The 25,036-nt window shown below is 63.8% G+C and carries 22 protein-coding genes; 7 read left to right on the top strand and 15 right to left on the bottom strand.

Going from position 1 to position 25,036, the window contains the following annotated elements:
- Positions 1-51 precede the first annotated feature (51 nt).
- Positions 52-1,401: an MATE family efflux transporter gene (locus tag AC1RLZ_RS15875; protein WP_493189391.1), complete on the bottom strand. Its 1,350-nt coding sequence runs from the start codon at positions 1,399-1,401 to the stop codon at positions 52-54.
- Between the two features lie 33 nt (positions 1,402-1,434).
- Positions 1,435-2,037, bottom strand: coding sequence for a DUF2239 family protein (locus AC1RLZ_RS15870; RefSeq protein WP_493189529.1), 603 nt, complete (start codon positions 2,035-2,037; stop codon positions 1,435-1,437).
- Positions 2,038-2,170: 133 nt separating this feature from the next.
- On the opposite strand from AC1RLZ_RS15870, the gene AC1RLZ_RS15865 reads away from it, so the two are divergent.
- Positions 2,171-2,836 carry a glutathione S-transferase family protein gene (locus AC1RLZ_RS15865; RefSeq protein WP_493189390.1) on the top strand — a complete coding sequence of 222 codons (666 nt, stop codon included), beginning with the start codon at positions 2,171-2,173 and terminating at the stop codon, positions 2,834-2,836.
- Here AC1RLZ_RS15865 and AC1RLZ_RS15860 read toward each other — a convergent pair.
- The 3 genes from AC1RLZ_RS15860 to ggt form a co-directional block, all read right to left on the bottom strand.
- A complete protein-coding gene (locus AC1RLZ_RS15860; protein WP_493189389.1) occupies positions 2,833-3,732 on the bottom strand; it encodes an amidohydrolase family protein in 900 nt (299 codons plus the stop codon). The two genes, AC1RLZ_RS15865 and AC1RLZ_RS15860, sit on opposite strands and share 4 nt — an antisense overlap.
- The gene (locus tag AC1RLZ_RS15855; protein ID WP_493189388.1) at positions 3,719-5,023 is read right to left on the bottom strand and encodes an MFS transporter; all 1,305 of its coding nucleotides are present in this window, start codon (positions 5,021-5,023) and stop codon (positions 3,719-3,721) included. Before AC1RLZ_RS15855 ends, AC1RLZ_RS15860 begins: the two co-directional genes overlap by 14 nt.
- Positions 5,024-5,099: 76 nt before the next feature.
- Positions 5,100-6,845: a gamma-glutamyltransferase gene (gene ggt / locus AC1RLZ_RS15850; protein WP_493189387.1), complete on the bottom strand. Its 1,746-nt coding sequence runs from the start codon at positions 6,843-6,845 to the stop codon at positions 5,100-5,102.
- Between the two features lie 106 nt (positions 6,846-6,951).
- On the opposite strand from ggt, the gene AC1RLZ_RS15845 reads away from it, so the two are divergent.
- Positions 6,952-8,343, top strand: coding sequence for an MFS transporter (locus tag AC1RLZ_RS15845; protein ID WP_493189386.1), 1,392 nt, complete (start codon positions 6,952-6,954; stop codon positions 8,341-8,343).
- A gap of 12 nt (positions 8,344-8,355) precedes the next feature.
- Here the strand turns inward: AC1RLZ_RS15845 and purH are convergent, their stop codons facing one another.
- From purH to AC1RLZ_RS15830, 3 genes are all read right to left on the bottom strand, one after another.
- Positions 8,356-9,948: a bifunctional phosphoribosylaminoimidazolecarboxamide formyltransferase/IMP cyclohydrolase gene (gene purH / locus AC1RLZ_RS15840; RefSeq protein ID WP_493189385.1), complete on the bottom strand. Its 1,593-nt coding sequence runs from the start codon at positions 9,946-9,948 to the stop codon at positions 8,356-8,358.
- Positions 9,949-10,048: 100 nt separating this feature from the next.
- Positions 10,049-11,740 (bottom strand): heparinase II/III family protein, encoded by a 1,692-nt coding sequence (locus tag AC1RLZ_RS15835; RefSeq protein ID WP_493189384.1) that lies wholly within the window; start codon positions 11,738-11,740, stop codon positions 10,049-10,051.
- Positions 11,741-11,922: 182 nt separating this feature from the next.
- Positions 11,923-13,263: an RsmB/NOP family class I SAM-dependent RNA methyltransferase gene (locus tag AC1RLZ_RS15830; protein WP_493189383.1), complete on the bottom strand. Its 1,341-nt coding sequence runs from the start codon at positions 13,261-13,263 to the stop codon at positions 11,923-11,925.
- 194 nt (positions 13,264-13,457) lie between these two features.
- Between AC1RLZ_RS15830 and AC1RLZ_RS15825 the strand changes: the two genes are divergently transcribed.
- Together AC1RLZ_RS15825 and AC1RLZ_RS15820 are read left to right on the top strand one after the other, a co-directional pair.
- Positions 13,458-13,685 (top strand): DUF1674 domain-containing protein, encoded by a 228-nt coding sequence (locus AC1RLZ_RS15825; protein ID WP_493189382.1) that lies wholly within the window; start codon positions 13,458-13,460, stop codon positions 13,683-13,685.
- Between the two features lie 111 nt (positions 13,686-13,796).
- Positions 13,797-14,312: a thermonuclease family protein gene (locus AC1RLZ_RS15820; RefSeq protein ID WP_493189381.1), complete on the top strand. Its 516-nt coding sequence runs from the start codon at positions 13,797-13,799 to the stop codon at positions 14,310-14,312.
- Between the two features lie 63 nt (positions 14,313-14,375).
- On the opposite strand, the gene AC1RLZ_RS15815 is transcribed toward AC1RLZ_RS15820, so the two are convergent.
- The 3 genes from AC1RLZ_RS15815 to acs form a co-directional block, all read right to left on the bottom strand.
- Positions 14,376-14,891: a L,D-transpeptidase gene (locus AC1RLZ_RS15815; RefSeq protein ID WP_493189380.1), complete on the bottom strand. Its 516-nt coding sequence runs from the start codon at positions 14,889-14,891 to the stop codon at positions 14,376-14,378.
- A 279-nt stretch (positions 14,892-15,170) separates the two neighbouring features.
- Positions 15,171-16,292, bottom strand: a complete 1,122-nt coding sequence (locus AC1RLZ_RS15810) for a Kelch repeat-containing protein (protein WP_493189379.1) — start codon at positions 16,290-16,292, stop codon at positions 15,171-15,173.
- Between the two features lie 38 nt (positions 16,293-16,330).
- The gene (gene acs, locus AC1RLZ_RS15805; protein ID WP_493189378.1) at positions 16,331-18,280 is read right to left on the bottom strand and encodes an acetate--CoA ligase; all 1,950 of its coding nucleotides are present in this window, start codon (positions 18,278-18,280) and stop codon (positions 16,331-16,333) included.
- 420 nt (positions 18,281-18,700) lie between these two features.
- Between acs and AC1RLZ_RS15800 the strand changes: the two genes are divergently transcribed.
- Complete coding sequence (locus AC1RLZ_RS15800) at positions 18,701-19,750, top strand: DNA topoisomerase IB (protein ID WP_493189377.1); 1,050 nt, start codon at positions 18,701-18,703, stop codon at positions 19,748-19,750.
- A 1-nt stretch (position 19,751) separates the two neighbouring features.
- Here the strand turns inward: AC1RLZ_RS15800 and AC1RLZ_RS15795 are convergent, their stop codons facing one another.
- The 4 genes from AC1RLZ_RS15795 to tsaD are packed head-to-tail and all read right to left on the bottom strand — an operon-like array spanning position 19,752 to position 22,917.
- Positions 19,752-20,462 (bottom strand): class I SAM-dependent methyltransferase, encoded by a 711-nt coding sequence (locus AC1RLZ_RS15795; RefSeq protein WP_493189376.1) that lies wholly within the window; start codon positions 20,460-20,462, stop codon positions 19,752-19,754.
- A complete protein-coding gene (locus AC1RLZ_RS15790) occupies positions 20,429-20,845 on the bottom strand; it encodes an EVE domain-containing protein (protein WP_315839883.1) in 417 nt (138 codons plus the stop codon). Before AC1RLZ_RS15790 ends, AC1RLZ_RS15795 begins: the two co-directional genes overlap by 34 nt.
- Before the next feature lie 7 nt (positions 20,846-20,852).
- Entirely contained in the window at positions 20,853-21,833 is a 981-nt protein-coding gene (locus AC1RLZ_RS15785; protein WP_493189375.1) for an NAD(P)H-dependent glycerol-3-phosphate dehydrogenase, read from the bottom strand.
- A 10-nt stretch (positions 21,834-21,843) separates the two neighbouring features.
- Entirely contained in the window at positions 21,844-22,917 is a 1,074-nt protein-coding gene (gene tsaD, locus AC1RLZ_RS15780; protein ID WP_371425149.1) for a tRNA (adenosine(37)-N6)-threonylcarbamoyltransferase complex transferase subunit TsaD, read from the bottom strand.
- Between the two features lie 144 nt (positions 22,918-23,061).
- Here tsaD and AC1RLZ_RS15775 point away from each other — a divergent pair, with 144 nt between their 5' ends.
- Together AC1RLZ_RS15775 and AC1RLZ_RS15770 are read left to right on the top strand one after the other, a co-directional pair.
- On the top strand, positions 23,062-23,808 hold the full coding sequence (locus AC1RLZ_RS15775; RefSeq protein WP_371425135.1) for a uroporphyrinogen-III synthase: 747 nt from the start codon (positions 23,062-23,064) through the stop codon (positions 23,806-23,808).
- A 57-nt stretch (positions 23,809-23,865) separates the two neighbouring features.
- Positions 23,866-25,029 carry a COG4223 family protein gene (locus tag AC1RLZ_RS15770; RefSeq protein WP_493189374.1) on the top strand — a complete coding sequence of 388 codons (1,164 nt, stop codon included), beginning with the start codon at positions 23,866-23,868 and terminating at the stop codon, positions 25,027-25,029.
- The last annotated feature ends 7 nt before the right edge of the window (positions 25,030-25,036 follow it).

The following is a 25,036-nucleotide window of genomic DNA, read 5'->3' as shown; positions in this document are numbered from 1 at the left end:
GCTGCGTCCACCGCTTTTATGATGATCATAATACTCTGGCGCAAGGACGCGTCAGATCAGGCGGTGTATGGTCCGCTTGCGCCACACCAGCATGTAATAGCTCATCTGCAGAATGAACATGGCGCAGAAGGTGATGGGGTAGGCGGCCCAGACGCCATCGAGGCCGATGGTGCGGCTGAGGACGATGGCCGAGGGTACCTCAATGGCGACGATAGCGAACACCAGCAGCGCCAGTGGCGCGAACACCGTTCCGCTGGCGCGCATCATTCCGGAGAATGAGGTGGCCATGCCGAAGAGCACCGAACTCCACAGCACGATGTGAAGCGATCGCTGCGCGAGTTCGAGTACGACAGGATCGACGATGAACAGATTCATGAGGCTGCGGGAGAACAGATAGGCGATCGCCACCAGCCCGCCGGTCAGGACGAGGTTCATCAGCAATCCCGTGCGCACGATGGCGCCGAGCCGGTCGGTATGGCCGCGGCCGATAGCCTGTGCGCCGAAGATCGAGACCGTGATCGATATGGAGATGGCGGGAAACTGCACATAACTCAAAACCTGATTGACCGCGCCATAGGCCGCTGTAGCGTTGGAGCCGAAGCCGTTGACGAGGCCGAGCAGTACCAGTTCGGCCATCGACATCACGGCCATGCCGGCTGCCGAGGGAATGCCGATCCGCAACACCTTGCGCAGCAGCGCGCCGTCCAGCCGGATGCTGCGCAGGAATTCTGCGTCCGGCGCGAGCGCGTGATGTTTGCGGCGCAGATACACGGCAAGCCAGACCAGCGTGAATGCGCCCGACACCGCCGAGGCGCAGGCGGCGCTGGCGACGCCAAGCCGCGGCAGGCCGAACCAGCCCTGGATCAATGCCGGCGTGACGGTGAGACCGATGACGGTGGACAGTGCCAACGCCCATAGCGGCGTCACGGTGTCGCCGACGCCGCGCATCATCGATGTCATCAGAATGAAAATGAAGGTCGCCGGCATCGCCAGCATCATGATGCGGGCATAGGCGGTGGCCGCATCGAGAACATCCGGCGGCGTCGCAAGTGCGATCATCAACTGTCGGCTGAACAATCCGCCGAACACGGCGATGATCACGGCAAGCAAAATGGCAACGGCGAGGGTCGTGCCGGCGACGGCCTTCACCTTGTGGCGTTCGCCCGCGCCCCAGGCCTGGCCGATGAGCACCGATGCGCCCGCTCCCAGCCCGACAACGAACGAAACAAAGAGGAACATCGTCGGGAAGAACACCGACGCTGCGGCGAGCGCATCGGTGCCGATCATCTGGCCGACATAGATACTGTTGATGGTGCCGAACAGCGACTGCAGAATATTGCTCAGCATCATCGGTGCGAGGAAGGCGAGAAAGGTCTTCCCGAGGGGAGGGGTGTCGGACACGGGGTATTTCCTATGTATTGGTGGAGCGGCCGATCACGCGGAGGTTGGTTCGGCGCGATCGCTGAAGGCAAGCTTGACGATGTGGTCGCGGATGTCGGCGGGCCATGCGGCGATCAGGTCGACAAAGCGCCGCCGGTCGTCGGCGAACAGCGCGCGCGATGCTTCCTCGAAGCCGGGCCGATTGCCTGCCATCGTCGACATGAAGTGATAAGCGGCGTCACGCGCGGCGCGTAGCCGGTCGCGGTCGCCATGGGCGCGGCGCGCCGCCTCGACCAGTTTTCGTAACGCGACCGACGCACCGCCCGGTTGGGCGCCGAGCCATTCCCAATGCCGGGGCAGCAAGGTGACTTCGCGGGCGACGACGCCGAGCTTCGGGCGGCCCCGGCCGCGGGGCTCCGCCGCGGCTTCCGCGGGCGCCGCTGGCGGTTGGGGCAATCGGGCGACGATGTCGCGGTGGCTGCCGCGCAGATCGAGATCGATAGATCGCCCGGTCGAATCGTCGAAGATAGTGATTGGGTCGGCGATCTGGCCAGCGGATGCGATTTTGACGGCGATGGCGACCTCGGCCAATGGCCCGGCTGCCAGCAGCCGGTCACCGGCGAATGCACTAAAGGAGTTGTAAGGTGCTGTGTTCATTGTGAAACCTGCGACGTAAAAGCTGCGGGGCAATACAGAAGATACCGCACGATTTATACCCGGGTGATTTTCATGTCAATATCATCCGGGTGATATTCCGCTGTTCGCCGGGTCGCCGCCCAGAAGGATCGCCATGCTGACTGTCCATCACCTCAACAATTCACGCTCGCAGCGCGTGCTGTGGCTGCTCGAAGAGCTCGGCGTTCCCTGTGAGATCATCAGATACAACCGGCAGCCCAACATGCTAGCTCCGCCGGCGCTGCGGGCGATCCATCCGCTCGGCAAATCGCCGGTCATCACCGACAACGGCAACACGGTCGCCGAGTCCGGTGCGATCGTCGATTATCTCGTCAACACTTACGGCGAAGGGCGGTTGATCCCGCCGCCCAACACGCCGGAGCGTCTGCGCTTCACCTACTGGCTGCATTATGCCGAAGGATCGGCGATGCCGCCGTTGCTGTTGAAGTTGATCTTCCTGATGCTGCCGAAGCGCGCGCCGTTGCTGATGCGCCCCCTGGTCAATGCGATCTCGGCGAAGGCGCTGAACACACTGGTCGATCCGCAGTTGAAGCAGCACATGGCGTTCTGGGAAGGCGAGCTATCAAAGAGCGAATGGTTTGCCGGCGACGAGTTCACCGCGGCCGACATCCAGATGAGCTTCCCGCTCGAAGCCGCCTCGGCGCGCGCCGGGCTGGAGCATGGCCATCCGAAGGCGATGGCCTGGCTGGCGAAGATCCACGCGCGGCCCGCCTACCAGCGTGCGCTGGAGAAGGGCGGACCGTATTCGGTGGGACGCTAGACCGCCGGGAAGCCGAACACCTTCTGTGGGTTGTCCGTGAGGATGCGGTTACGCACCGCCTCGTCCGGCACCCACTCTGCGAGCAGGTCAAGCAACTCGCTCACGCCCATCATCACGTCCCAGTTCGCCACATGCGGCCAGTCGGAGCCCCAGACGCAACGGTCGGGATTGGCGGCGACAAGCTTCTGCGCGAACGGAATTGTATCGCTATAGGGCGGCCCGCCCTGAACGCTGGTGCGATAGGCGCCTGACAGGCGCACCCATGCGCCATCGCGCACGAGTCCGACCAGAGCATCGAAGCCCGGATCGTTGACGCCGCGCGATGTCGGGAAATGCCCCATGTGATCGACAAGGAACGGCACCGGGAGTTTTGCAAAGCGCGAGACGAGAGCCGGAATGTCCTTGGCATCGATCAGAAACTGCAGATGCCAGCCCATCTCGCGGCAGAGCGAAGCGTAGTCCTCAAGCTGCGCGAAACCCATCCCGCCGCCATAGAGCACGTTGAGGCGAAGGCCAACGACGCCGGCCTCCTTCAAAGCAGCCTTTTCCTTCTCGGGACAGTCCAGTCCGATCACTGCGATGCCGCGCAGCCGCTGGCGATTGGCGGTGAGCGCATCCACCAGCAGGCGGTTGTCGGTGCCGTGCACGCTGACTTGCGTCAGCACGCCATATGTCATGCCGGTGGCCTCGAGCATCGACAGATAGGACGCCGCCGTGGCTTCCGGCGGTGTGTAGCTGCGTCCGGCGACGAACGGATAGTCCGGCGGCAGACCGATCACATGGGCATGGGTATCGACAGCGCCACGCGGCACGGTGAACCGCGTCGCGCTGCGTTGGGTCGGCTGCGGCCCCGGGCAAGCCCGGGGCTCGCTCGATGATGAATCAGGCGTCTGCATAGAGAATACGTCCGCGGGTTTCGGGCAGCGCGAAGGCTGCAAGGAAGAACAGGCCGTAAGCCAGCACGGCGAAGATCGCGATGGCATTGCCGAGGCTGGTGGTGTTCGACAGTGCGCCGACCAGGAACGGGAACAGAGCGCCGATGCCACGGCCGAAATTGTAGCAGAAGCCCTGGCCCGATCCGCGCAGGCGCGTCGGATAGAGCTCCGTGAGGAACGCGCCCATGCCGGAGAAGTAACCCGACGCAAAGAAGCCGAGCGGGAAGCCGAGGATCCACAGCACTTCGTTGGTCAACGTGACCTGCGTATAGATCAGGATGACGGCGATGGCGCCGAGCGAGAAGGTCAGAAACAGATTCCGGCGGCCGATGCGGTCGGCGAGCCACGCACCAACGAGATAGCCGATGAAGGAGCCGACGATCAGCGCCGAGAGATAGCCGGTCGATGAGACGATCGACAGCTTGCGCTCGGTGGTGAGGAAGCGCGGCACCCAGAAGGTGATGGCGTAGTAGCCTCCCTGACAGCCGGTCGCCGCGAGCGATGCGAGGATCGTGGTCTTCAGCATCGGCCCAGTGAAGATTTCGCTGAGCTTGGGCCGATCGCCGCTGGCGTTCTGCCTGGCGCGGGTCTCCGCGGCGATGACCGGTTCCTCGACGTAGCGGCGCAGATACAGCACCAGCAAAGCCGGCAGCGCGCCGATGGCAAACATCCAGCGCCATGCGACGTCCGGCGGGAGATAGGAGAACAGGATCGCTTGCGATAGCACGGCGAGACCCCAGCCGATCGCCCAGCCGGATTGCACCGAGCCCACGGCGCGGCCGCGATACTGCGGACGGATCGCTTCGCCCATCAGCACCGCGCCTGCAGCCCATTCACCGCCGAAACCGATGCCGAGCAGCGCACGCGCCACGAGTAGCTGATCGAAATTCTGCACGAAGGCGCAGATCAGCGAGAAGAACGAGAACCAGAGGATTGTGAGCTGCAGCGTGCGGACACGGCCGATACGGTCGGCAACATAGCCTCCAAGCCAGCCGCCGATCGCGGAGGCAAGAAGTGTCACGGTGCCGGCGAGGCCGGCCGTGCCGGGATCGACCTTCCACATCACGATGATGGTGCCGATCACCAGCGGATAGATCATGAAGTCCATGCCGTCGAGCGCCCAGCCGGTGGCGCAGGCCCAGAACGTGCGGCGCTCCGGCGCATTCATGTCGCGATAGAAGGCCAGAAGGCTGGTGTCTTCGATCTCCGCGCGCTCGATGGCGCCGGGATTGGTTGGTCTGTCGCCGCTCATGATCGCTTCCCCCGTTTATGATCTTGGTTGGGGGCGCTCATCCGCCCCCTGGGAGTACCGGATATTTCTTCGGGCGTTAGTATCCAGACGCCTCAGCGCCACGCGTACGCGGATCGGGAGCACCAAGCAAGCCGTCTGACGTCACGAGAATAGAATTGGCCGAAGTCTGGCCCATCGGTTCGACCACCTTGTGGCCCATCGCGCGCAATGCGTTGAGAGTCTCTTCGCTGAAGCCGCGCTCGACGCGGACTTCATCGGGCAGCCACTGGTGGTGAAGGCGCGGCGCGGCGACGGCCGACATCACATCCATTTTGTAGTCGAGCACATTGACGATCACCTGCAGCACCGTCGAGATGATGCGGCTGCCGCCGGGCGAGCCGGTGACGAGAACAGGCTTGCCGTCCTTCAGCACGATGGTCGGCGACATCGATGACAGCGGCCGCTTGCCTGGTCCCGGCAAGTTGGCTTCGAAGCCGACCAGGCCGAAGGCATTCGAGGCGCCGGGTGCTGCGGTGAAATCGTCGAGCTCGTTATTCATCAACACGCCCGTTCCATCGGCGACGAGGCCGACGCCGTAGGGAAAGTTCAGCGTATAGGTATTGCTCACAACATTACCGGCAGCATCGACCACGGAATAGTGGGTTGTATTCTGCCCCTCACGCGGCGGCACCGCAGAGAGCGCATCGGTCCATGGCGTCGCCTTGTCGAGATCGATCGAGGCGCGCTGTTTGGCGCCGTAGTCTTTCGATGTCAGTATCGCAATCGGTGCGTTGACGAATGCCGGGTCGCCAAGATAGCGCGCGCGATCGGCATAAGCGCGTTTCATCGCCTCGATCAGCAGATGCAGCGACGGCGCCGAGCCTTGCCGCAAGGCTGTCTCTGGAAAGCCTTCGAGGATGTTGAGTGTTTCCAACAGCACCGTGCCGCCGGAGGACGGCAGCGGCATCGAGACGATATCGTAGCCCCGATAGCTGCCGCGCACCGGCTGGCGGATCACCGGTTGATAGTCCTTGAGGTCTTCGATCGCGAAAAGGCCGCCAGCCTTGTTGATGCCATCGACCAGCCTCTGCGCCACCGGGCCCTCGTAGAATCCGCGTGGCCCCTGTGCTGCGATTGCCGTCAGCGTCGCAGCAAGATCGCTCTGGATCAGCGTATCGCCTGGTTGCAGCGCTGTGCCATCGGCGCGTGAGAAGATCTTGACCGATGATGGCCAGCGCGCGGTGCGTCGCCGCAGGTCGGGCAGCGTGTCGGCAATATCGTCCGCCACGACGAAGCCGTCCCGTGCCAATGCAATCGCAGGCTGCAACAGATCCGACAGGGTGAACTTGCCGGAGCCATATTTCTGCAGCGCCAGCGAAAGTCCCGCAACGGTGCCAGGAATGCCTATACCCAACGCGGAGTCGCGCGATTTCGCAATATCCGGATTGCGATCGCTGCCGAGAAACATGTCACGGGTGGCCGCCGCCGGTGCGGTCTCGCGGTAGTCGATGGTGATGTCCTCGCCGGAGGCGGTATGGATGACCATGAAGCCGCCGCCACCAATATTGCCGGCGCGGGGATAGGTCACGGCCATGGCAAAACCGGTGGCTACTGCGGCATCGATCGCATTGCCTCCGCGCGCCATGACATCCGCGCCGACCTTGGCGGAGATCTTTTCCTGGGCGACCACCATGCCATGCTTGGCGACGATGGGCCTGAGCGTGCCTGGCGGTGCGGGGGTATAGATGTCACGCGCCTGCTGCGCGTTTGTCGATGCCGGGACGACGAGTATCAACGCGAGTGCTGCGATGCACGCACAACGCAGGAAAGCAAACGGTATCATCGATCACTCCGGCTGACAGCGGACATGATCGCATCGCCGTCTCGAATGCTATATGGCTTGTGAAACGTACGAGACAACACTCTGTGATTCGCGGGGGTACCCACTCATGGCGGTCGCCGCCGCTTCATCAGCCTCTGTGATAGCCGCGCCCAAGACCTATCCGCCGCGCTCTGCGGTGATCAGCTGGATGTTTTTCGACTGGGCGGCGCAGCCTTACTTCAGTCTCATCACAACCTTTGTCTTCGCGCCTTATTTCGCCACGCGCGTGGCGTCCGACGCCGCAACCGGGCAATCCCTGTGGGGCTTCGCGACTGCCGCCGCCGGGCTGATCATCGCGCTGGCATCGCCGATGCTCGGCGCGATTGCGGATGCGAGCGGCCGCCGCAAGCCGTGGATCGCAAGCTTCGGCGCGATCTTCGTAGTCGGCGCCTGCATCATGTGGATCGGCAAACCCGGCGATCCCGCCATCATCCTGCCGTTGCTGATCGCCTATGGCTTCGCGACCATCGGGGTGGAATTCGCGACCGTCTTCAACAATGCGATGATGCCGACGCTGGTGCCGCCGGACAAAATCGGTCGCCTGTCCGGCTCCGGCTGGGCGCTGGGTTATGTCGGCGGTATTCTCAGCCTCATCATCGTGCTCGGCTTCATGGCCGCGAACCCCACCACGGGGCGCACGCTGTTCGGCCTGGTCCCGATCCTCGGTCTCGATCCCGCGACCTTCGAGGGCGATCGTATTTCGGCACCGCTGTCGGGATTGTGGTTCGTTGTCTTCGTGCTGCCGATGTTTCTGCTGACACCCGACTTTCCCGCGAAGGTCTCTGCGCAGAGCGCCGTGCGGGAGGGTCTCTCCGATCTGAAGCACACGCTCGCGGAACTGCCGAAACATCGTTCGATGATGGCGTTCCTGATTGCCAACATGATCTATACCGACGGGCTGGTATCGCTGTTCGCCTTTGGCGGCATCTATGCGGCCGGCACATTCGGCTGGAATACGATTCAGATCGGCACGTTCGGCATCATCCTGGCCATTGCCGGAACGTTCGGCGCCTTCATCGGCGGAAAACTCGACGACGCGTTCGGACCAAAGCGCGTGATCACCGGCAGCATCCTGCTGCTGCTGACCTCGATCATCGCGATTTTGCTGATAGATCGCGAGACCATCTTCTTCATCAAGGTCACGCCGCCGGTGCCAGGCGGCGGTCTGTTCGCGGCGCCTGCGGAAAAGGCCTATCTCGCGCTGGGTTGCCTGATCGGCATGGCGGGCGGTCCGCTGCAGGCGGCATCGCGCACGCTGTTGATCCGGCTGGCGCCGCAGGATCGCATCGCGCAGTTCTTCGGTCTGTTCGCGCTGACAGGGAAGGTAACGTCCTTCATCGGGCCGTTGCTGATCGGCCTCGTCACCGCAGTCACCGCCAGCCAGAAGGCTGGCATGGCAGTGCTGGTGCTGTTCTTCGTCGGAGGACTTGGCCTGCTCGCACGCGTGCGAGAGGCCTGAGTCCGGGAAGGCTTAGTGCTTGAAGTGGCGGACGCCGGTGAACACCATGGCGATGCCGGCATCATCCGCCGCCTTGATCACCTCATCGTCGCGCACCGAACCGCCGGGCTGGATCACCGCAGTGGCTCCGGCCTCGATGGCAACGAGCAAGCCGTCCGCGAACGGGAAGAATGCGTCTGACGCGACCACCGATCCCTGGGTCATCGGCTGTGCGAGCTTCATCTCAGCGGCCGCATCTTGCGCCTTGCGGGCTGCGATCCGTGCGGAATCGATGCGGCTCATCTGGCCGGCGCCGATGCCGACGGTGGCAAGGTCCTTGGCATAGACGATGGTGTTCGACTTGATGTGCTTCGCGACGCGAAACGCGAATTTGAGATCGCGCAATTCGGCATCGGTCGGCTGACGCTTGGTCACGGCCTTCAGCACCATGTCGTCGACAACAGCATTATCGCGGCTCTGGATCAGCATGCCGCCAGCCACGGTCTTGGCAGTAAAGCCCGGCGCGCGCGGATCCGGCAGCGCGCCGGCCAGCAGCAGGCGCAAGGTCTTCTTGGCGGCGACGATGGCGATGGCTTCCTCGGTGGCATCAGGCGCCACGATGACCTCGGTGAAGATCTCGGTGATCACGCGCGCGGTGTCCGCATCGAGCGTCCTGTTCAGCGCAACGATGCCGCCGAATGCGGAGGTGGAATCGCAAGCCAGTGCCTTGCGATAGGCCTCTACCAGACTGCTGCCTTCGGCGACGCCGCAGGGGTTGGCGTGCTTGACGATAACGCAGGCCGCGGTGCGCTTCGGGTCGAACTCGGCGATGCATTCATAGGCCGCATCAGTATCGTTGATATTGTTGTAGGATAGTTGCTTGCCCTGTACCTGCCGCGCCGAAGACACGCCGGGACGCAGTTCGGGCGTGCGATAGAACGCTGCAGTCTGGTGCGGGTTCTCGCCATAACGCAGCGCTTCGACGAGCTTGCCGCCGACAGCACGGAAATCCGGCGCGGTGATCTTCAACTGATCCGCGAACCAGTTCGAGATCGCAGCGTCATAGGCGGCGGTGCGCGCATAGGCCTTGGCGGCGAGGCGGCGGCGCAGCGTCAGCGTGGTTGCGCCCTTGTTGGTCGCGAGTTCGTCGAGCACCGACTGATAGTCGGAGGGTTCGACGACGACAGTGACGTCATCGTGGTTCTTGGAGGCCGCGCGGATCATTGCCGGACCGCCGATATCGATATTCTCGATGCAGTCCTCATAGGAGGCGTTCTTCGCGACGGTCTCCTCGAACGGGTAGAGGTTCACGACGAGCAGATCGATCTGCGAGATTCCGTGATCCTTCATCGCCTTGGCGTGTTCGGCATTGTCGCGGATCGCAAGCAGCCCGCCATGAACCTTCGGATGCAGCGTCTTGACCCGGCCATCCATCATTTCCGGGAAGCCGGTGAGATCGGACACGTCGGAGACCTTCAGGCCCGCCGCAGCGATCGCTTTGGCGGTACCGCCGGTGGAGACGAGGTCGATGCCGTGGGCGGACAGCGCCCGCGCAAATTCGATCAGCCCGGACTTATCGGAAACGGACAATAGAGCGCGGGTAACCTTGCGCGGATGGTCGGTCATGATGCGTATCCCTTGGGAGAAGGACGCCGCGTAGCATGGTTTCGCGATGCAAGAAACCGCAAGGGCTTGCATGCCAGCAATTTCGTCGTGAAGGCCTGATTTACAACGGCAATTCCGGCTCGCGGCGGGCATTGCGGCGGGCCGTGGTCTGCGACGGCGAGGAGGCCGAGCGGGCAAAACTCCAGCGGATGCTGGAGGTCTGCTGGGCGTTCTGGTGGATCACGATCTGGGCAGTCCGGCGCGGTCCGTCGTTACCGGCCAGGAATACGCTGTCCTCCAGCTCGACCTTGTCGTCCAGCGCCTCGAAGGTCCAGACGTCGCGGTTCGGCAATACCAGCATGACGCCACGGGCGTCGCTGAGCCGGCTGGCCTTCACTGAAGGGTGCAGGTGGAAGCGCAAGGCGTAGTCGGTATTGCTGCCCTTGAGTCGCGCACCGGGTGCGGCCGCCACGATGTCCTCACCCTCGAGTTTTGAGCCGTCCTCGGAGATCATCAGCACGCGCCGATGGGTCACCCCGAAGCGCGAATGGTAGCCGTCATGCGCGGTGGTCAGGATGGTGCCGTTGGAGGTGATCTCGCGATAGCTCTCCACCACATGCGGGCCGTTGACGATCGGCGCGCCTTGCAGAAATTTCTTCATCGCGCTGCGTTCGACGAACTGGGACGATGAGGTGTTGTGATAGGTCATCGTCGAATGCGCTGGCGTTCCGCGCGCAAAAGCGCGCCAGTTGTCGCGCCCGGTCGACGGCATGCCGCAATTGATGACGATGCGGCTTGGACCTGAGGAAAGCTCGAAAGACAGCGTGCCCGCATGCGCGTCATGACTGACATTCGGCGGTGGCGGCGGGCCGGTATCGATGATCACGGTCATCTGGCCGGCTTCGAGGCGCTGGAAGCCGGTATGCGGCATATGCGCCATCGGCACGCCGTGGGTGTCGTCATAGGCCAGCAGCGTCGCCAGCAGATGCGATGGCGCATTGCTCATGCCGTTGAACAGCGCGAAAGAGCCGTCGCCGTGGCGGAAGAACCGCAGCATGGGCATCATGCGATCGATGGCATTCAGCAATGCCGGGGGCGGCGCGATATTGCGGGCGGCGAAAGTCTGTCGCAGTGGCAGCAGATCAATCAGCAATTCGATCAGCGCGCCGGGATTGCGCGAGATATGTCCGCCATCGGGGAGGATCTGGCGTTGCAATTCGTCGGAAAGTTTGCGGGTCGCAGTGCGGATGTGGCGCGCCTGGTTGGCGAGGCAGAGCGATGCGTAGCACAGGGCAATGAGCACCTGCAGCTTTGGCACGCCATCTGGTGCATGGGACAGCGCGTAGCGCAGCGAGCGAATCTCGCGGCTGAGTGAGCGCAGATAGCGGCGATAGAATTTTCCGTCGGTATCGCCGAGCACCAGCGGCGCCTGCGACAGCAGGGAGATCACGCGGCGCGCGATGACGTCGGCGCGGCGGCCGACAGGGCGCTTGCGCGATGGATTCGACATCCAGTCGTCGATCAGCGAGCGGGCATTGGCGCGGGTAATGGCGGTGTCGGCAGCGCGCAGATGCCTCAGCCAGCCGAAGCCGAGCAGCGAAACTTCCCAGTCTTCCGATGGCGGCTCCAGATCGAAGATCGAGCGGCCGTGACAGGTGACGATCTTCCCGGCGAAGACGAAGCGCCCGGCATAGATCTCGGCGGCGCGGGTGGCGTCGGTGGTGCGCAGATCATGCGGAGCAATGATCAGGCGATCGGTGCGGCCGGGCCAGAGCCGGGCCAGCGCTGCCGATCCGCCAGACGCGCGCGACATCGCGCTCCGCGCGAAGCGGCCGAGGATCAGCCCCGAGATACGTCTGCGATGTGCGACCACGCGCGCCTTGAACTGGAAGAGAAAGGTTGTTGCGAATCCTTTTAGCCGGAAACGCGATCCGCACACAGTACAAGGAAGCCTCCTGTGGAAGCCTCGCGAATCGGGAGATTACCCTGTGAATATCAGGATTTAATGAGTCGCGCCGCATAGAAGCCGTCGAGCCCGCCGAGCCGGGGGTCGGCATGGGGCAGATGGCTCGGCAAAGTGCGCAGGTCGCCATCGGGGGTGACGATCTCGGCAAGGCCGGCCACTTCACTGGCGTCGGCCGGGGCGCGGCGCATGCTGGAGTCCTTGGCCAGCAGGTCGGCGATGGCCTGTTCGCCTTCTTCGGGCTCCAGCGAACAGGTGCAATAGACCAGGGTTCCGCCGGGCTTCAGGATAGAAGCGGCCTTCTGCAGCAAGCGCCGCTGCAGTGCGGTCAGCATGACGATGTCGGAGTCCTGCTTCAGCCAGGCGACGTCGGGGTGCCGCCGGATGGTGCCGGTGGAAGAGCAGGGCGCGTCCAGCAACACGCCGTCAAAACCCTCGCCGGGATATTCGGTGCCATCGACGACGACGGTTTCGGCCTCCAGCGATAGCCGCGCGAGATTTTCGCGCAGCCGCGCCACCCGGTTCGACGAGCGGTCGATCGCAGTGACCTGCGCGCCGCCCTGGACCAATTGCGCAGTCTTGCCGCCGGGCGCGGCGCAGAGATCGACGATGCGTTTGCCCTTGAGGTCGCCGAATAGTCGTGCGGGCAGTGCCGCCGCGGCGTCCTGCACCCACCACTGGCCGTCATCGAAGCCGGGCAGCATGGTCACCGAGCCCTGCAGCAAGGTTCGGACGGAACCGGTTGGAAGCACTTCGCCGTGCAGGCGCGTGGCCCAGGCATCGGCTTCGGATTTCACGGTGAGGTCGAGACACGGCTCGTGGCTCAGCGCCACGGCCATTTCCTTCGCGGCTGTCTCGCCGTAATGCGCCGTCCACCGCGCCATCAGCCAGGGCGGGATGTCGAGAGTCTGGGCGGCCACTTCGTCGATCAGCGGCTGGCCTTCACGGGCGCAGCGTCGCAACACGGCATTGACCAGCCCGGCATATTTCGCCGCGCGGCGGTCGGACTGCACCATGCGGACCGAGAGGTCGACGGCGGCGTGATCCGGCACGTCCATCCAGAGGATCTGTGCAGCACCAATCAAGAGCGCACTTTGCGCACGCGGGGCATCGGTGGGGACACCGCGGTCGAGCAGACGGGAGAGAATATGCCCGAGCGTACCGAGCCTGCGCAGGATCGTCGCAACCAGGCGGCGCATCAGCGCGCGGTCGCGGTCGGACAGCGTTTTCAAGCCGGGATGGGCTGCTGCGCCTTCGAGCTGGTCGTCGAGGGTTCGATGCTTATGCAACACGCCGTCGAGAATGTCCGCTGCAATCCGTCGCGCGGCGAGGCCGGGGACCTCGGTTGGCGGTGCGTATCTTACTTGCGGCATACGAAAACATCACGACGGAGGGCGGGCAATGGCACGGGCAGGCTCAGCCTGCGACCACTGGGTGGGAGCGATTCTGTCGCATGCGAATATGCCAAATGTAAGAATCGCCCTTATATGTTCACAGTCGAACGGCAACTGTTCGACATTGTTTGTATAACGCGTGCCGCCCTTGCCGGTTCAGCAGGAAATTTGAGATGAACGACATTCCTTCCGAGTCCGCAACGCCTTTGCCGGAGCCTGAGCCGGCACTGAAGAAAGTTTTGACGCCAGCCGCACAGCGCGCTCTGGCCGAGGCGGAAGAGCGCCGGGCTGCAGCCGCAGCAAATACTGCGGCGAAAGCGAAAGAGTTTCAGGGACCTGAAGGCCCGGAGCCGACGCGCTTTGGCGACTGGGAACGCAAGGGCATTGCGTCCGATTTCTAACACTTCGGGTCACCTGGCCAGATTCTTCTGGCTGGTTGTTTCGACTCACATTATCGCAGGACGATGACCCCAGCATCGCGCATTCACCGTGCGTCGCCGTGGCGATCCCGCATGTCCGCGGCGATGCCGTGGGTATTCGTGCTCGGCATGGCCGCCGGCACCATGCTGCCATTGAAGCGCTGGCTACCATTCCTGCCGGGCGCGGAGCAGACTGAAGCTGCCCGCGATTCCGAGGCGATCGTCAGGCGCGCCGGCAACGCCGAGGCCCGCTACCCGATCGAGATGCGCTATGCCATCGATGGCGATACCTTTGGCGCGCGCGTGCATCTTGGGTCGGGTGAGGACGTCAGCGTGCGCATTCGTTTGCGCGGCATTGATGCGCCGGAGCTGAAGGGGCAATGCGCGCGCGAGATCCAGATGGCAGAAACCGCGACGGCCGCACTGAACAAGTTGCTCCGCGAGGGAAGCCTCACGATCTACAATATCGGGCCCGACAAATATCCCGGCCGCGTGGTTGCCGATGTCGCAACCAGACAAACACCCAATGTGTCCGCAGCATTGCTCAGCGCAGGTCATGCGCGCGCGTATGGCGGCGGTCATCGCAGCGGCTGGTGTAACGGCCGCTGATACAAGCCAAGCAAAAAGCCGCGCATGATGCGCGGCTTTTCAGAATAGCGAGGCTGACAACGATCAGCGCTGGGTGACGATCACCGGCGTGCCGACCGAAACGCGCGAATAGAGGTCGGTGATGTCTTCGTTATACATGCGGACGCAGCCATAAGAGACATAGCCGCCGATCGAATTGGGGCGGTTGGTGCCGTGGATGGCATATTCGCCGCCGGCGAGGGTCATCGCGGCGACGCCCATCGGGTTGGCCGGCGAGCCGCCAGCGATCACGTCCGGGATGCTCGGATTGTCGCGCTTGACGTCGGCGGGCGGAGCCCAGGCCGGCTGGCGATACTTGCCGTCAATCTTGGTGGCGCCGGCCCATTGCTTGCCGGGCTTGCCGACGCCGACAGGATAACGGACGGCCTGACCCTGTTCGAGCACAAAATAGAGCTTACGCTCGTTGGTCTTCACGACGATGGTGCCGGGTGCATAATCACCGTGGAAGCCGACCAGATTGGGCGCCGCCTGTGCGGCAGGGGACATCAGGGCGCCAACGACAAAGGTGGCTGCCAACGCACGAGCAATCTTCAAGGACATCGAGCTCTCCAGTTCGGCCCGGCCGTTGTGGCCGACGAGGTCGTGCCGCTCTTCAAGGCGGCGAAAATAAAAATAATTGCACACGGGAAATTCTCAACCAGTCGCGTAAACAACCGGTCTCTACCGGCGCGAGGGACAGCGCCAGCGAGGGCCTAAAGAGGAAATCCGCCGAACAAAGTAAATGCCCGGAAAACAACACTCGCTCTAAATTGGCCAGTGGGCGGCCCTCTGGCCCTGACAATCGCGTGAGGGCCGCGAGAGGTGACGTGCCCAGAGCGATCAGGCCAGCGTAAAGGCCTCGTGGACGGCGGATTGTACCGCGCCGCCAAGAACGGCGCCGCCGCCGGCAACATAGATCCAGTCGCCAATGACCGTGGCGCCGACCGCATGGCGCGGGGTCAGCATCGGCGCGTGGCTCTGCCAGGTGTCGGAGGCCGGATCGTAGCTCTCCATTTGTCCGAATACCTTGCCCTGGGTGAGCTGCCCATTCTGTACCACGCCGGATTCGCCGCCCATGGCGAACAGCCGGTCGCGATACACCACTAGACCATGGCCTGAACGGATGGTCGGCAGTGCGGCGCGCAGCTCCCAGGTGTCGCGCTCGGGCAGATACACATGGTGCAGGTCGGTATTGTACTCGAACGTATTGAAGCGCCCGCCGATCACATGGATCACGCCGCGATAGGCGACGCAGCCGACATGGTCGCGCGCACCGGGCAGTGCCTTGCGGGTCTCCCATTTGTCGGTCCTGGGATCGTAGACCTCATGCCAGCTGACACTGGCGCGCTCGGCCGCCGGTTCCGACGCGCCGCCGATCAGATGGATTTTGCCTTTCAGCGCGACCGCAGCGCCGGCACCGCGCGGTCTCGGCAACGGTGCGATCGTATCCCAACGGTTGGCGGCGACATCGTAGGCATAAGCGTTCTGATCCGAACCGCGGTTCTGCTGCACGAAGCCGCCAAGCGCATAGATACGGCCGGCATCGGCGGCGACCGAGACGTGATTGGCCCCGCGCGGCAGCGGCGCGGCGTCAAGCCATTGGTCTGACGCGGGGTCGTAGACATGGTGATAGGGGCGGTCGACACGGCCTTCGCCATAGCCGCCGACGATATGCATGCGGTCGGCCCATGACGTCGCCCATGCCATCTCGCTGCGCGGCAGCGGGAGCGCTGCGCGCGATACCCACTTGCCTTGCGGCCCTTTCGGCGCAGGACTTTCCGTGACGCGCTGTGCTTCCTGCTCCGGCGTCATGTGATGCGGCACGCCGCCCTGCAATTTGGCGTAGGGCTCTTTCGACGAGGGCGCCGCAGGCAACGCCGGATGATCGGCATGTTGCGCACGGGCGGAGGCTCCGCCCGCGACAACTGCAGCGCTTCCCAACACGAATGACCGACGATCCATCACATCACTCCGTGTTTTCCGATCGGAGCGGCTGGCTGTTACGCTCCCGGCTTCTTGTTCTGCCGATGCTCGACAAGGTCGGTGACCACGGCGGGATCGGCCAGGGTGGATGTATCACCCAGGGATGACGGCTCGTCTTCGGCGATCTTGCGCAGGATGCGGCGCATGATCTTGCCGGAGCGGGTCTTCGGCAGGCCCGGCGCGAACTGGATCAGATCCGGCGAGGCGATAGGGCCGATATCCTTGCGGACCCAGGCGACGAGCTCCTTGCGCAGCTCTTCCGTCGGCTCGACGCCGTTCATCAGCGTGACATAAGCGTAGATGCCCTGTCCCTTGATGTCGTGCGGATAGCCGACGACCGCGGCTTCGGACACTTTCTCATGCGCGACCAGCGATGACTCCACTTCCGCCGTGCCCATGCGATGGCCGGAGACGTTGATGACGTCATCGACGCGGCCCGTGATCCAGTAATAGCCGTCGGCATCGCGGCGGCAGCCGTCGCCGGTGAAGTATTTGTTCTTGTAGGTCGAGAAATAGGTCTGCTCGAAGCGGGCGTGATCGCCATAGACCGTGCGCATCTGGCCCGGCCACGACTTGGCGATGCAGAGATTACCGGAGGTCTCGCCCTCCAGCACCTTGCCGTCGGCATCGACGATCTCGGGGACGACGCCGAAGAACGGCCGCGTCGCCGAGCCGGGCTTCAGCTTCGTTGCGCCGGGCAGTGGTGTGATGAGAATGCCGCCTGTTTCGGTCTGCCACCAGGTATCGACGATCGGCGCGCGCGCCTCGCCGACCACGTGATAGTACCACTCCCAGGCTTCCGGATTGATCGGCTCGCCGACCGATCCCAGCAATCGCAGGCTCTTGCGCGAGGTCTTCTTCACCGGCTCGTCGCCGGCCTGCATCAGCGCGCGGATTGCAGTTGGCGCGGTGTAGAAGATGTTGACCTGATGCTTGTCGATGACTTCCCAGAAGCGCGACATCGACGGATAGTTCGGCACGCCCTCGAACATCAGCGTGGTCGCGCCGTTGGCCAGCGGCCCATAGAGAATGTAGCTGTGGCCGGTGACCCAGCCGACATCGGCGGTGCACCAGTAGATATCGCCCTCGTGATAGTCGAACACATACTGATGTGTCATCGAGGCGAACAACAGATAGCCGCCTGTGGTGTGCAGCACGCCCTTGGGTTGGCCGGTGGAGCCCGACGTGTAGAGGATGAACAGCGGATCTTCCGCATTCATCGGCTCGCAGGGGCATTCGGTGGTGACGACTTCGGCGGCTTCGCGGTACCAGAAGTCACGGGCCGGATCCATATTCACCGGTGCGCCCGTGTGCTTGACGACGACGACCCAGTCGACACCGCCGGCCTTGGCGACCGCGGCATCCACATTGTTCTTCAGCGGCACCTTCTTGCCGCCGCGCAGGCCTTCATCTGCGGTGATGATGATCTTCGACTGGCAGTCGGTGATGCGCTGCGCCAGCGAGTCCGGTGAGAAGCCGGCGAAGACGACAGAGTGGATCGCGCCGATGCGCGCGCAGGCCAGCATTGCGTAAGCGGCTTCCGGAATCATCGGCAGGTAGATGGTGACGCGGTCGCCTTTGCCGACATTGCGGTTGCGCAACACGTTGGCCATCTTGCAGACTTCGTCGTGCAGCTCCTGATAGCTGATGTGCTTCGACTGCGAGGGGTCGTCGCCTTCCCAGATGATCGCGGTCTGGTTGGCGCGCTTCGGTAGATGGCGGTCGATGCAGTTATAGGCGGCGTTCAATACGCCATCCTCAAACCACTTGATCGAGATCTTGCCTGGGGCAAAGGACGAGTTCTCGATCTTGGTGGGGGCGTGGGTCCAGTTGAGGCGCTTGGCCTGCTCGGCCCAGAAGCCTTGGGAATCGCTGATCGAGCGCGCATACATCTCGTTGTATTTCGCGTCATCGACGAAGGCGCGCGTCGTCCACTCAGCCGGTACGTCGTAAATCTTGTCGGACATCGTCCCCTCCACCATCGTGCGACCGCTGCGCGAAGTCGCCGCCAGCCGGTTCTCGTTGCGCGCAATATGCGCCGGGGCGAGATAGCTGGACAAGCGGGGCCGGACTAGGCCTTTGGTCGGTCCGCAAGGTCGCAGTCCCGATCACGTTCGCGTTTTGCCGGCCGCCAAACCTTCATCATAAGGCCAATTCGGCCGATGAACGGTAACCAGTAACCGAAATTGCGCGCCTGTGGACTCGCAATAGTTGCGGGAAGCCCCTAAATCGCCCTCGCGGGGACGGCCAAGCGGCCCGGAACCAAAAATCAATAAACGGCATTAGCAGAGAACAGGGCCGACGAGGCAGATAACACTATGATGGAACAGCAGAATTTCGCGCCTTCCCGGGCCGTTTCCGCCCGTTCCGTCGCGCGGTCAGCCGGTATGGCCAAGCCAAGTCTCAAGCCAAGTCCCGCGAGTGTTGAGGTTTTGGCCCGTGAAATGGGCCTGAAGCTTGGAGATCAGTCTGAGCTGACCATCCGCCGGCTCAAACGCGGAAAATCTTATTCCTTCGTCAGGGCCAACGGCACCCCGATCAAGCATGTCGGCACGATCAAGCGGCTGAACTCCATGGCGGTGCCCCCGGCCTATGCCGAGGTCCGCTATGCCGTTGATCCTACGTCGCATTTGCAGGCTGTAGGCCGCGACGCGGCCGGCCGGCTGCAATACCGCTATCACTCGGACTGGGAGAAGGTTCGCGAGCAACGCAAGGCGCATCGGCTGGCGAAGCTGGTGGCGGCACTGCCGAAGATCCGCCGCAACGTCTCGGCGCTTCTGGCTGGCGACGAGCCGACGCGTGAGTTCGCGCTCGCCGCTGTCATCGAACTCGTCACGCGGACCGCGATCCGTGCCGGCAATGAGAGCTATATGAAGCTGTCAGGCACGCGCGGCGCCACCACGCTGATGAAGTCGAACGTGCAGCTCGAAGACGATTGCATCGTGCTCACCTTCAAGGCCAAGGGCGGCAAGGCAGTGCGCAAGGAGTCCAACGCGTCGAAGCTCGTCCGCGCGATTGGTATTCTGCACGACGTGCCGGGCAAGCGCCTGTTCCAGTATCGCGACAATGCCGGCCGCATTCACAAGGTCAACACGGCAGCAGTGAACGCCTTCCTGCGCGATATCGCCGGTATCAAGATTTCACTGAAGGATTTCCGCACTCTGATGGCCTCGGCCACCGTGGCTGAAACGCTTTCGCGGATCGAGCCGGCAGCGAGTGAGCGCGGACGCAGGAAGCAGGTGCTCGACGCCGTGCGTTCGGCGGCGGACGAATTGCAGAACACGGCGGCGATCTGCCGCAAGAGCTATGTGCACGATACCATCGTCACCGCCTTCGAGGACGGCATCCTTGCCCGCATCGCCGCGACGCAAACGGGCTATCGCTCGCAATCGAAGCGCGAGCAACTTCTGGCGCAGGTGGTGGCCGAGGCGGGTTAGGTCAGGCGAGTGTCCACACCGCCGTATTCTTGATCTCTGCATCTTCGAGATCGCGCGTCACCGGCACCTTGTATTCGGTCAGCTTGCGCAATTTATCCTTCGGCAAATAGCTGCGACCGGGATCGCCGATCAGGACAGATGCACCGCTTGCAGCCTGCGCGGACAGAAATGCAAATGCGCGTTCAGCCGTGTCGCGCTCGTAGAAAATATCTCCTGCCAGAATCGTTTGCGCTTCGGGGGCAACCAGGCCGCCGAGCAGATCGTCACTGCGAGCGTTGATCCTGACGCCATTTTCAGCCGCGTTCAGTGCGATCGCCGTGCGTGCAAAGGCGTCGATATCATAGGCGAGGACGCTGCTTGCCCCGGCTTTCATCGCGGCGATAGCCACGAGCCCCGATCCCGATGCGAGATCGATGATGGTCTTGCCGGCAACATGCTCGGGATGATCGATAACAAAGCGCGCCAGCGCCTGTCCGCCGGCCCAGGCAAAGGCCCAGAACGGCGGCGGCAATCCGGCCTCGCCGAGTTCTTCCTCGGTCTTGCTCCATAGCGGCACGGCTTCGTCCGCCACGTACAACATGATTTCCGGCACCAGCGGCACCGGCAGCAGGCGCGTATTGGCGCGGATGAAAGCAACGGGATCAGATATTGCAGTTGGGTGGGCCGCGCCGTCGGCGCTCACAACCCGCCCATCTTGCAGAGCAGCTTCCATTCCTCGGCAGTGATCGGCGGCACCGACAGGCGGGACTGCTTCAGGATCGCGACGTCAGCAAGCTTCGGCTCAGCCTTGATCGCCGCCAGCGACACCGGCTTTGGTAGGTCTTGCACGGCCTTGACGTCGACGCAGACCCAGGGTGTTCCCGGCTCGGCGGTGGGATCGGGATGATGCTCCCTGATGATCTCGGCAATACCCACGATCTCCTTGCCGATGTTCGAATGATAGAAGAAGGCGCGGTCGCCCTTCTTCATCTTCATCATGTTCAGCTTGGCGGTGTGGTTACGGATGCCGGTCCATTCGGTGCCCTTGGCACCGGCCTTCTTCTGCTCGTCCCACGACCAGGCGTCGGGCTCCGATTTGATCAGCCAGTATTTCATTTCGAGTCTAACCCTCTGCCTTGAACGGCCGCGTCAGCAAGCCTTCGATCACCTGATCGATGGTCGCTTCGCCGGCCAGGATCGCCGCCACGGCCATCGCCACCGGCATATCGACGCCCTTCGACACCGCAAGCTCGATCAGCACCGGCGCCGTGAACTCACCTTCGACAAGTTTGCCGGGCGCCGGCTGTTCGCCGCGGCCGAGTGCCACGCCGAGTGAAAAATTGCGCGACTGCGCGCTCGAACAGCTCAGGATCAGGTCGCCCAATCCTGACAGGCCCGACAGCGTCTCGGTGCGTGCGCCGCAGGCGATGCCTAGCCGCAGCAATTCATTGAAGCCGCGCGTGGTCAAAGCTGCCAGTGCCGACGCACCGAGCTGCTTGCCGGCGACGATGCCTGCGGCAATCGCCAGTACGTTCTTCGCCGCGCCGCCGATCTCGACACCACGCACATCGGTGGAGTGATAGGGACGGAACGTCGCCGAACCCAAAGCCTGCACGAGCGCGACGGCGATATCCTCGTCAGCGCAGGCGAGCGTCACGGCCGTGGGCAGGCCAGCCGCGACATCGTCAGCGAAATTCGGTCCCGACAAGATGGCAGGGATCACATGGGGTGCGACATCGAAGATGACTTCCGTCATGAATTTGTGGCTGCCGCGCTCGATGCCCTTGGCGCAGGCGATCACGGGAATGCCCGCGGGCAATAGCGGTGCGAGTGCGGTGAGTGCCTCCCGCAATTGCTGCGATGGGACCGCGAGCAGAACGATATCGGCGCGGGCGGCGAGCGTGAGATCAGCCGTGACGAAGACGGAGTCGTCGATGGCCGTGCCGGGCAGTCGCGGATTGACGCGCGACGTCTGCATCAGTTCGGCAGCTGCAGTCGAGCGTGCATAGAGCACGACCTTGCGACCGGCGCGTGCAGCGACATCGGCCAGCGCCGTGCCGTAAGCACCAGCACCGATCACCGCCACTGAGTTGAAGTTGGCCATGGTGTTCCCGTCAGTAAGCGGCGCGGGATTTGGAATGGCCCGCCGGAGCCTTGGCGTCAGCGTCGAGCAACCAGCGCGCGCGGGGCGGTGCTTCCATCGTGTCGGTGAGTCCCAGGGCAAGACGCTCTGCACCGGCCCAGGCGATCATCGCGCCGTTGTCGGTGCACAGTGCCGGCGGCGGGATGATCAGCGTGGTCTGCGCCTTTGCGGCGACGGCCTGTAGCGCGCCGCGGATCGCCTGGTTGGAGGCGACACCGCCGGCCGCGACGAGCGCATGTGGCGGGCCGAATTGGTCCTCGAACAGTTTGAGGCCAACGCTTAATCGATCTGCCGTCGATTCCAGGGCGGCGGCCTGGAAGCTGGCGCAGAGATCCGCGATGTCCTGTTCTTCCAGCGGAATGAGACGGCTGGCCTCGTTACGCACCGCGGTCTTGAGGCCGGAGAGCGAGAAATTCGCGTCGGGCCGGCCGAGCATCGGCCGCGGAAACGCGAAGCGTTTGGGATCGCCGCCTGATGCGGCGCGTTCCACCTGCGGGCCGCCGGGATAGGGCAGGCCGAGCATTTTTGCCACTTTGTCGAAAGCCTCGCCCATGGCGTCATCGACGGTGGTGCCGAGCCGGACATAGTGGCCGACGCCAAGCACCGCGACGATCTGGGTATGGCCGCCGGACACGAGAAACAGGCAATATGGAAACGCCAAGGAAGTGGTCAGCCGCGGCGTCAGCGCATGGGCTTCGAGATGGTTCACGGCCACCAGCGGCGTGTCATGCACCATGGCGATGGCTTTGGCGGTGGTGAGCCCCACGATCACCCCGCCGATCAGGCCGGGGCCGGCGGCGGCGGCCACGCCGCTCAATTGCGCGAAATTGACGTCGGCGTCCTTCATCGCGCGGCTGACAATCCCGTCGAGCAGGTCGATATGGGCGCGCGCGGCGATCTCCGGCACCACGCCGCCATAGGGCGCGTGATCGTCGGTTTGCGAATGGACGATATTGGACAGGATCTTGCCGCTGCCGTCGGGCTGGCGTTCGATAACGGCGGCTGCGGTTTCATCGCAGGTCGTCTCGATTCCCAGCACCAGCATCGGTTGGTCGGTGGTCACTATCGGTCCTTGCTAAATCAGCTAAATCCGGGCTTTTCCTGTCCCCGGCGTAGCATTGCGGGGTTGCAAGGTGCAATCACTCGATGGCTGTGCGGCCTGCGAGACCCCCGAAACCGGACCTTAGATATGGCTATTCTCGTCACGCGCCCGCAGCCGGACAATACCAGCACCGCCGCCGCCTTGCGGGCGCGGGGCGTCGAGGTTCTGGCGGCGCCGATGCTCCGCTTCGAAAAGGTGATGCTGTCCATCGATGCGGACGCGGATTTCGGGGCCGTGATCGTGACGTCGGCCAATGCGCTGCGCGCGCTGGCTGATCAGCCGGTGCAGGCAGCCCTGCTGCATCTGCCGCTGTTCACGGTCGGCGAAAAGACCGCGCAGGCGGCGCGCGATCTCGGCTTTGCCAGGGTCCTGTCGGCCGATGGCGATGCCGCAGCACTCCGCGAACTGCTGACCGAGATCAGCAGGAGCAAATTGCTGAACAAGACCCGACCGCTCCTCTATCTGGCGGGCGCCGATCTGGCGCGGGATCTCGCCGGCGAACTCGGTGCGCGCGGTTTCACCGTGGTGACACAAACCACCTACCGGATGATGCCGGTCGCCGATCTGCCGGATGATGTTGCCGCGGCCTTCGTGGCCGGCAGAATCGAGGCCGTGCTGCATTATTCGCGGCGGAGCGCCCGGGCATTCTTCCGGGCGGCGGGTCTTTCGGGCGTTGAAATCGCTGCCCTCGCAGTTCCACATTATTGCCTGTCGGCCGCCGTCGGCATGATTGCCCATGATGCCGGAGCCACCCAGGTCGTGGTGGCGCAGACCCCGGACGAAAATGCCCTGTTCGCGGCGCTGGATCGTGCCATCGCGCCGTTATCGCGTTAAGACTGCTGTGACCAAATCCCGATAGGGATCAGGCATGTCACGAGGGGACCCGACGCCATGGCCGACGATAGCGATGCAGGATCGTCTCCGGATGCCGGCCGGCCCAAGCGGCCACCGCCGACCATCGAATTGACGGCTGCCGGGGTCACCGAACGCCCGGTTGCAGCGGAGCCTGCGTCACCGGGAACAGCATCGGAGTCCGTCGATACCGCGCCGTCGGACATGCCGCCGTCCGAGCCCGCCGCGGAGGTTGCGGCTAACGACCCGGTGTCAGCAGCGCCGGCGCGCGCGCCTGTTCTGGTTCCAGCCACTGTGGGCGCCGTCGCTGGTGCGCTTGTCGCCGGTATTGCCTGGTTCGGGCTGAGTGGGGCTGCATCGAGCGATAAAGCGGATGTGGATGCACTGGCCTCTCGCATCGCCCAGATCGAAGCGCGCCCGATCGCTGCGCCGGATACGGGGCTGGCAACGCGGGTCGGGGCGCTCGAGAAATCCATCGGCGCCTTGCGCGGCGATCTTGCTGCTGCGAAGACGCAATCGGATCGTGTTGTCGCCGATGTCAATCAACTCAAATCCGCGCCAATCACGGCAGCCGGCGTGGTCGATCTCGGGCCGATCAATGAACGGCTAGGGCAGATCGAACGTGCCGCCAGCGAGTTGAAGTCGTCGGCCGCGCAACAGAATGCCAAACCCGTCGATGACGCCGCCTTGCGCCGTGTCGTTGCGGCTTCGCTGCTCGACACATCGGTGCGCCAGGGCGAGCCCTATGCTGCGGCGCTTGCGGCCGTCAAACCGCTTGCAAGCAATGCCGATCAGCTGAAACCGCTCGATGCGTTTGCAACGACGGGCGTGCCGAACGCGGCCGGGCTCAGCCGTGAACTACTCGCATTATTGCCGAAGCTGGCACCGGCGCCGGCCGAAGCACCTGCCGCAGGCGCAGGTTTCATGGATCGTCTGCAGGCTGGCGCCGCAAAGCTGATCCGCCTCGAGCGCACCGATGCCGCCGGTGCAGGTGACAACACCGGTGCCGTCTCGCGCGCGGCCACAGCTGCGCGCAGCAGTGACATCGCTGCGGCCAGGCGTGAGCTGCTGACACTCTCGCCCGCCGATCGCGCGGCGGTTCAGCCCTGGCTCGATAGGGTGGATACCCGCGATGCAGCGCTGGCGGCTTCACGTCAATTCGCAGCCGACGCGGTGGCGGCGCTCTCCAAACCGGCGCCATAGGAATCCG

It is taken from the genome of Tardiphaga sp. GW822-FHT04G09, assembly GCF_058800725.1.
Note: the sequence above shows the minus strand (reverse complement) of the source record. Positions and strands in the feature narration are given on the sequence as shown.

Bases quoted from the DNA above. Each gene is read 5' to 3' on its own strand.
- AC1RLZ_RS15815 (WP_493189380.1), bottom strand. From the start codon at position 14,891: ATGTCCTTGAAGATTGCTCGTGCGTTGGCAGCCACCTTTGTCGTTGGC.
- AC1RLZ_RS15770 (WP_493189374.1), top strand. From the start codon at position 23,866: ATGGCCGACGATAGCGATGCAGGATCGTCTCCGGATGCCGGCCGGCCC.
- AC1RLZ_RS15810 (WP_493189379.1), bottom strand. From the start codon at position 16,292: ATGGATCGTCGGTCATTCGTGTTGGGAAGCGCTGCAGTTGTCGCGGGC.
- AC1RLZ_RS15775 (WP_371425135.1), top strand. From the start codon at position 23,062: ATGGCTATTCTCGTCACGCGCCCGCAGCCGGACAATACCAGCACCGCC.
- AC1RLZ_RS15835 (WP_493189384.1), bottom strand. From the start codon at position 11,740: ATGTCGCGCGCGTCTGGCGGATCGGCAGCGCTGGCCCGGCTCTGGCCC.
- AC1RLZ_RS15800 (WP_493189377.1), top strand. From the start codon at position 18,701: ATGGCCAAGCCAAGTCTCAAGCCAAGTCCCGCGAGTGTTGAGGTTTTG.
- AC1RLZ_RS15865 (WP_493189390.1), top strand. From the start codon at position 2,171: ATGCTGACTGTCCATCACCTCAACAATTCACGCTCGCAGCGCGTGCTG.
- AC1RLZ_RS15795 (WP_493189376.1), bottom strand. From the start codon at position 20,462: ATGGAAGCTGCTCTGCAAGATGGGCGGGTTGTGAGCGCCGACGGCGCG.
- AC1RLZ_RS15820 (WP_493189381.1), top strand. From the start codon at position 13,797: ATGTCCGCGGCGATGCCGTGGGTATTCGTGCTCGGCATGGCCGCCGGC.
- purH (WP_493189385.1), bottom strand. From the start codon at position 9,948: ATGACCGACCATCCGCGCAAGGTTACCCGCGCTCTATTGTCCGTTTCC.
- AC1RLZ_RS15855 (WP_493189388.1), bottom strand. From the start codon at position 5,023: ATGAGCGGCGACAGACCAACCAATCCCGGCGCCATCGAGCGCGCGGAG.
- AC1RLZ_RS15830 (WP_493189383.1), bottom strand. From the start codon at position 13,263: ATGCCGCAAGTAAGATACGCACCGCCAACCGAGGTCCCCGGCCTCGCC.
- AC1RLZ_RS15870 (WP_493189529.1), bottom strand. From the start codon at position 2,037: ATGAACACAGCACCTTACAACTCCTTTAGTGCATTCGCCGGTGACCGG.
- AC1RLZ_RS15845 (WP_493189386.1), top strand. From the start codon at position 6,952: ATGGCGGTCGCCGCCGCTTCATCAGCCTCTGTGATAGCCGCGCCCAAG.
- acs (WP_493189378.1), bottom strand. From the start codon at position 18,280: ATGTCCGACAAGATTTACGACGTACCGGCTGAGTGGACGACGCGCGCC.
- AC1RLZ_RS15790 (WP_315839883.1), bottom strand. From the start codon at position 20,845: ATGAAATACTGGCTGATCAAATCGGAGCCCGACGCCTGGTCGTGGGAC.
- ggt (WP_493189387.1), bottom strand. From the start codon at position 6,845: ATGATACCGTTTGCTTTCCTGCGTTGTGCGTGCATCGCAGCACTCGCG.
- AC1RLZ_RS15860 (WP_493189389.1), bottom strand. From the start codon at position 3,732: ATGCAGACGCCTGATTCATCATCGAGCGAGCCCCGGGCTTGCCCGGGG.
- tsaD (WP_371425149.1), bottom strand. From the start codon at position 22,917: ATGCTGGTGCTGGGAATCGAGACGACCTGCGATGAAACCGCAGCCGCC.
- AC1RLZ_RS15825 (WP_493189382.1), top strand. From the start codon at position 13,458: ATGAACGACATTCCTTCCGAGTCCGCAACGCCTTTGCCGGAGCCTGAG.
- AC1RLZ_RS15785 (WP_493189375.1), bottom strand. From the start codon at position 21,833: ATGGCCAACTTCAACTCAGTGGCGGTGATCGGTGCTGGTGCTTACGGC.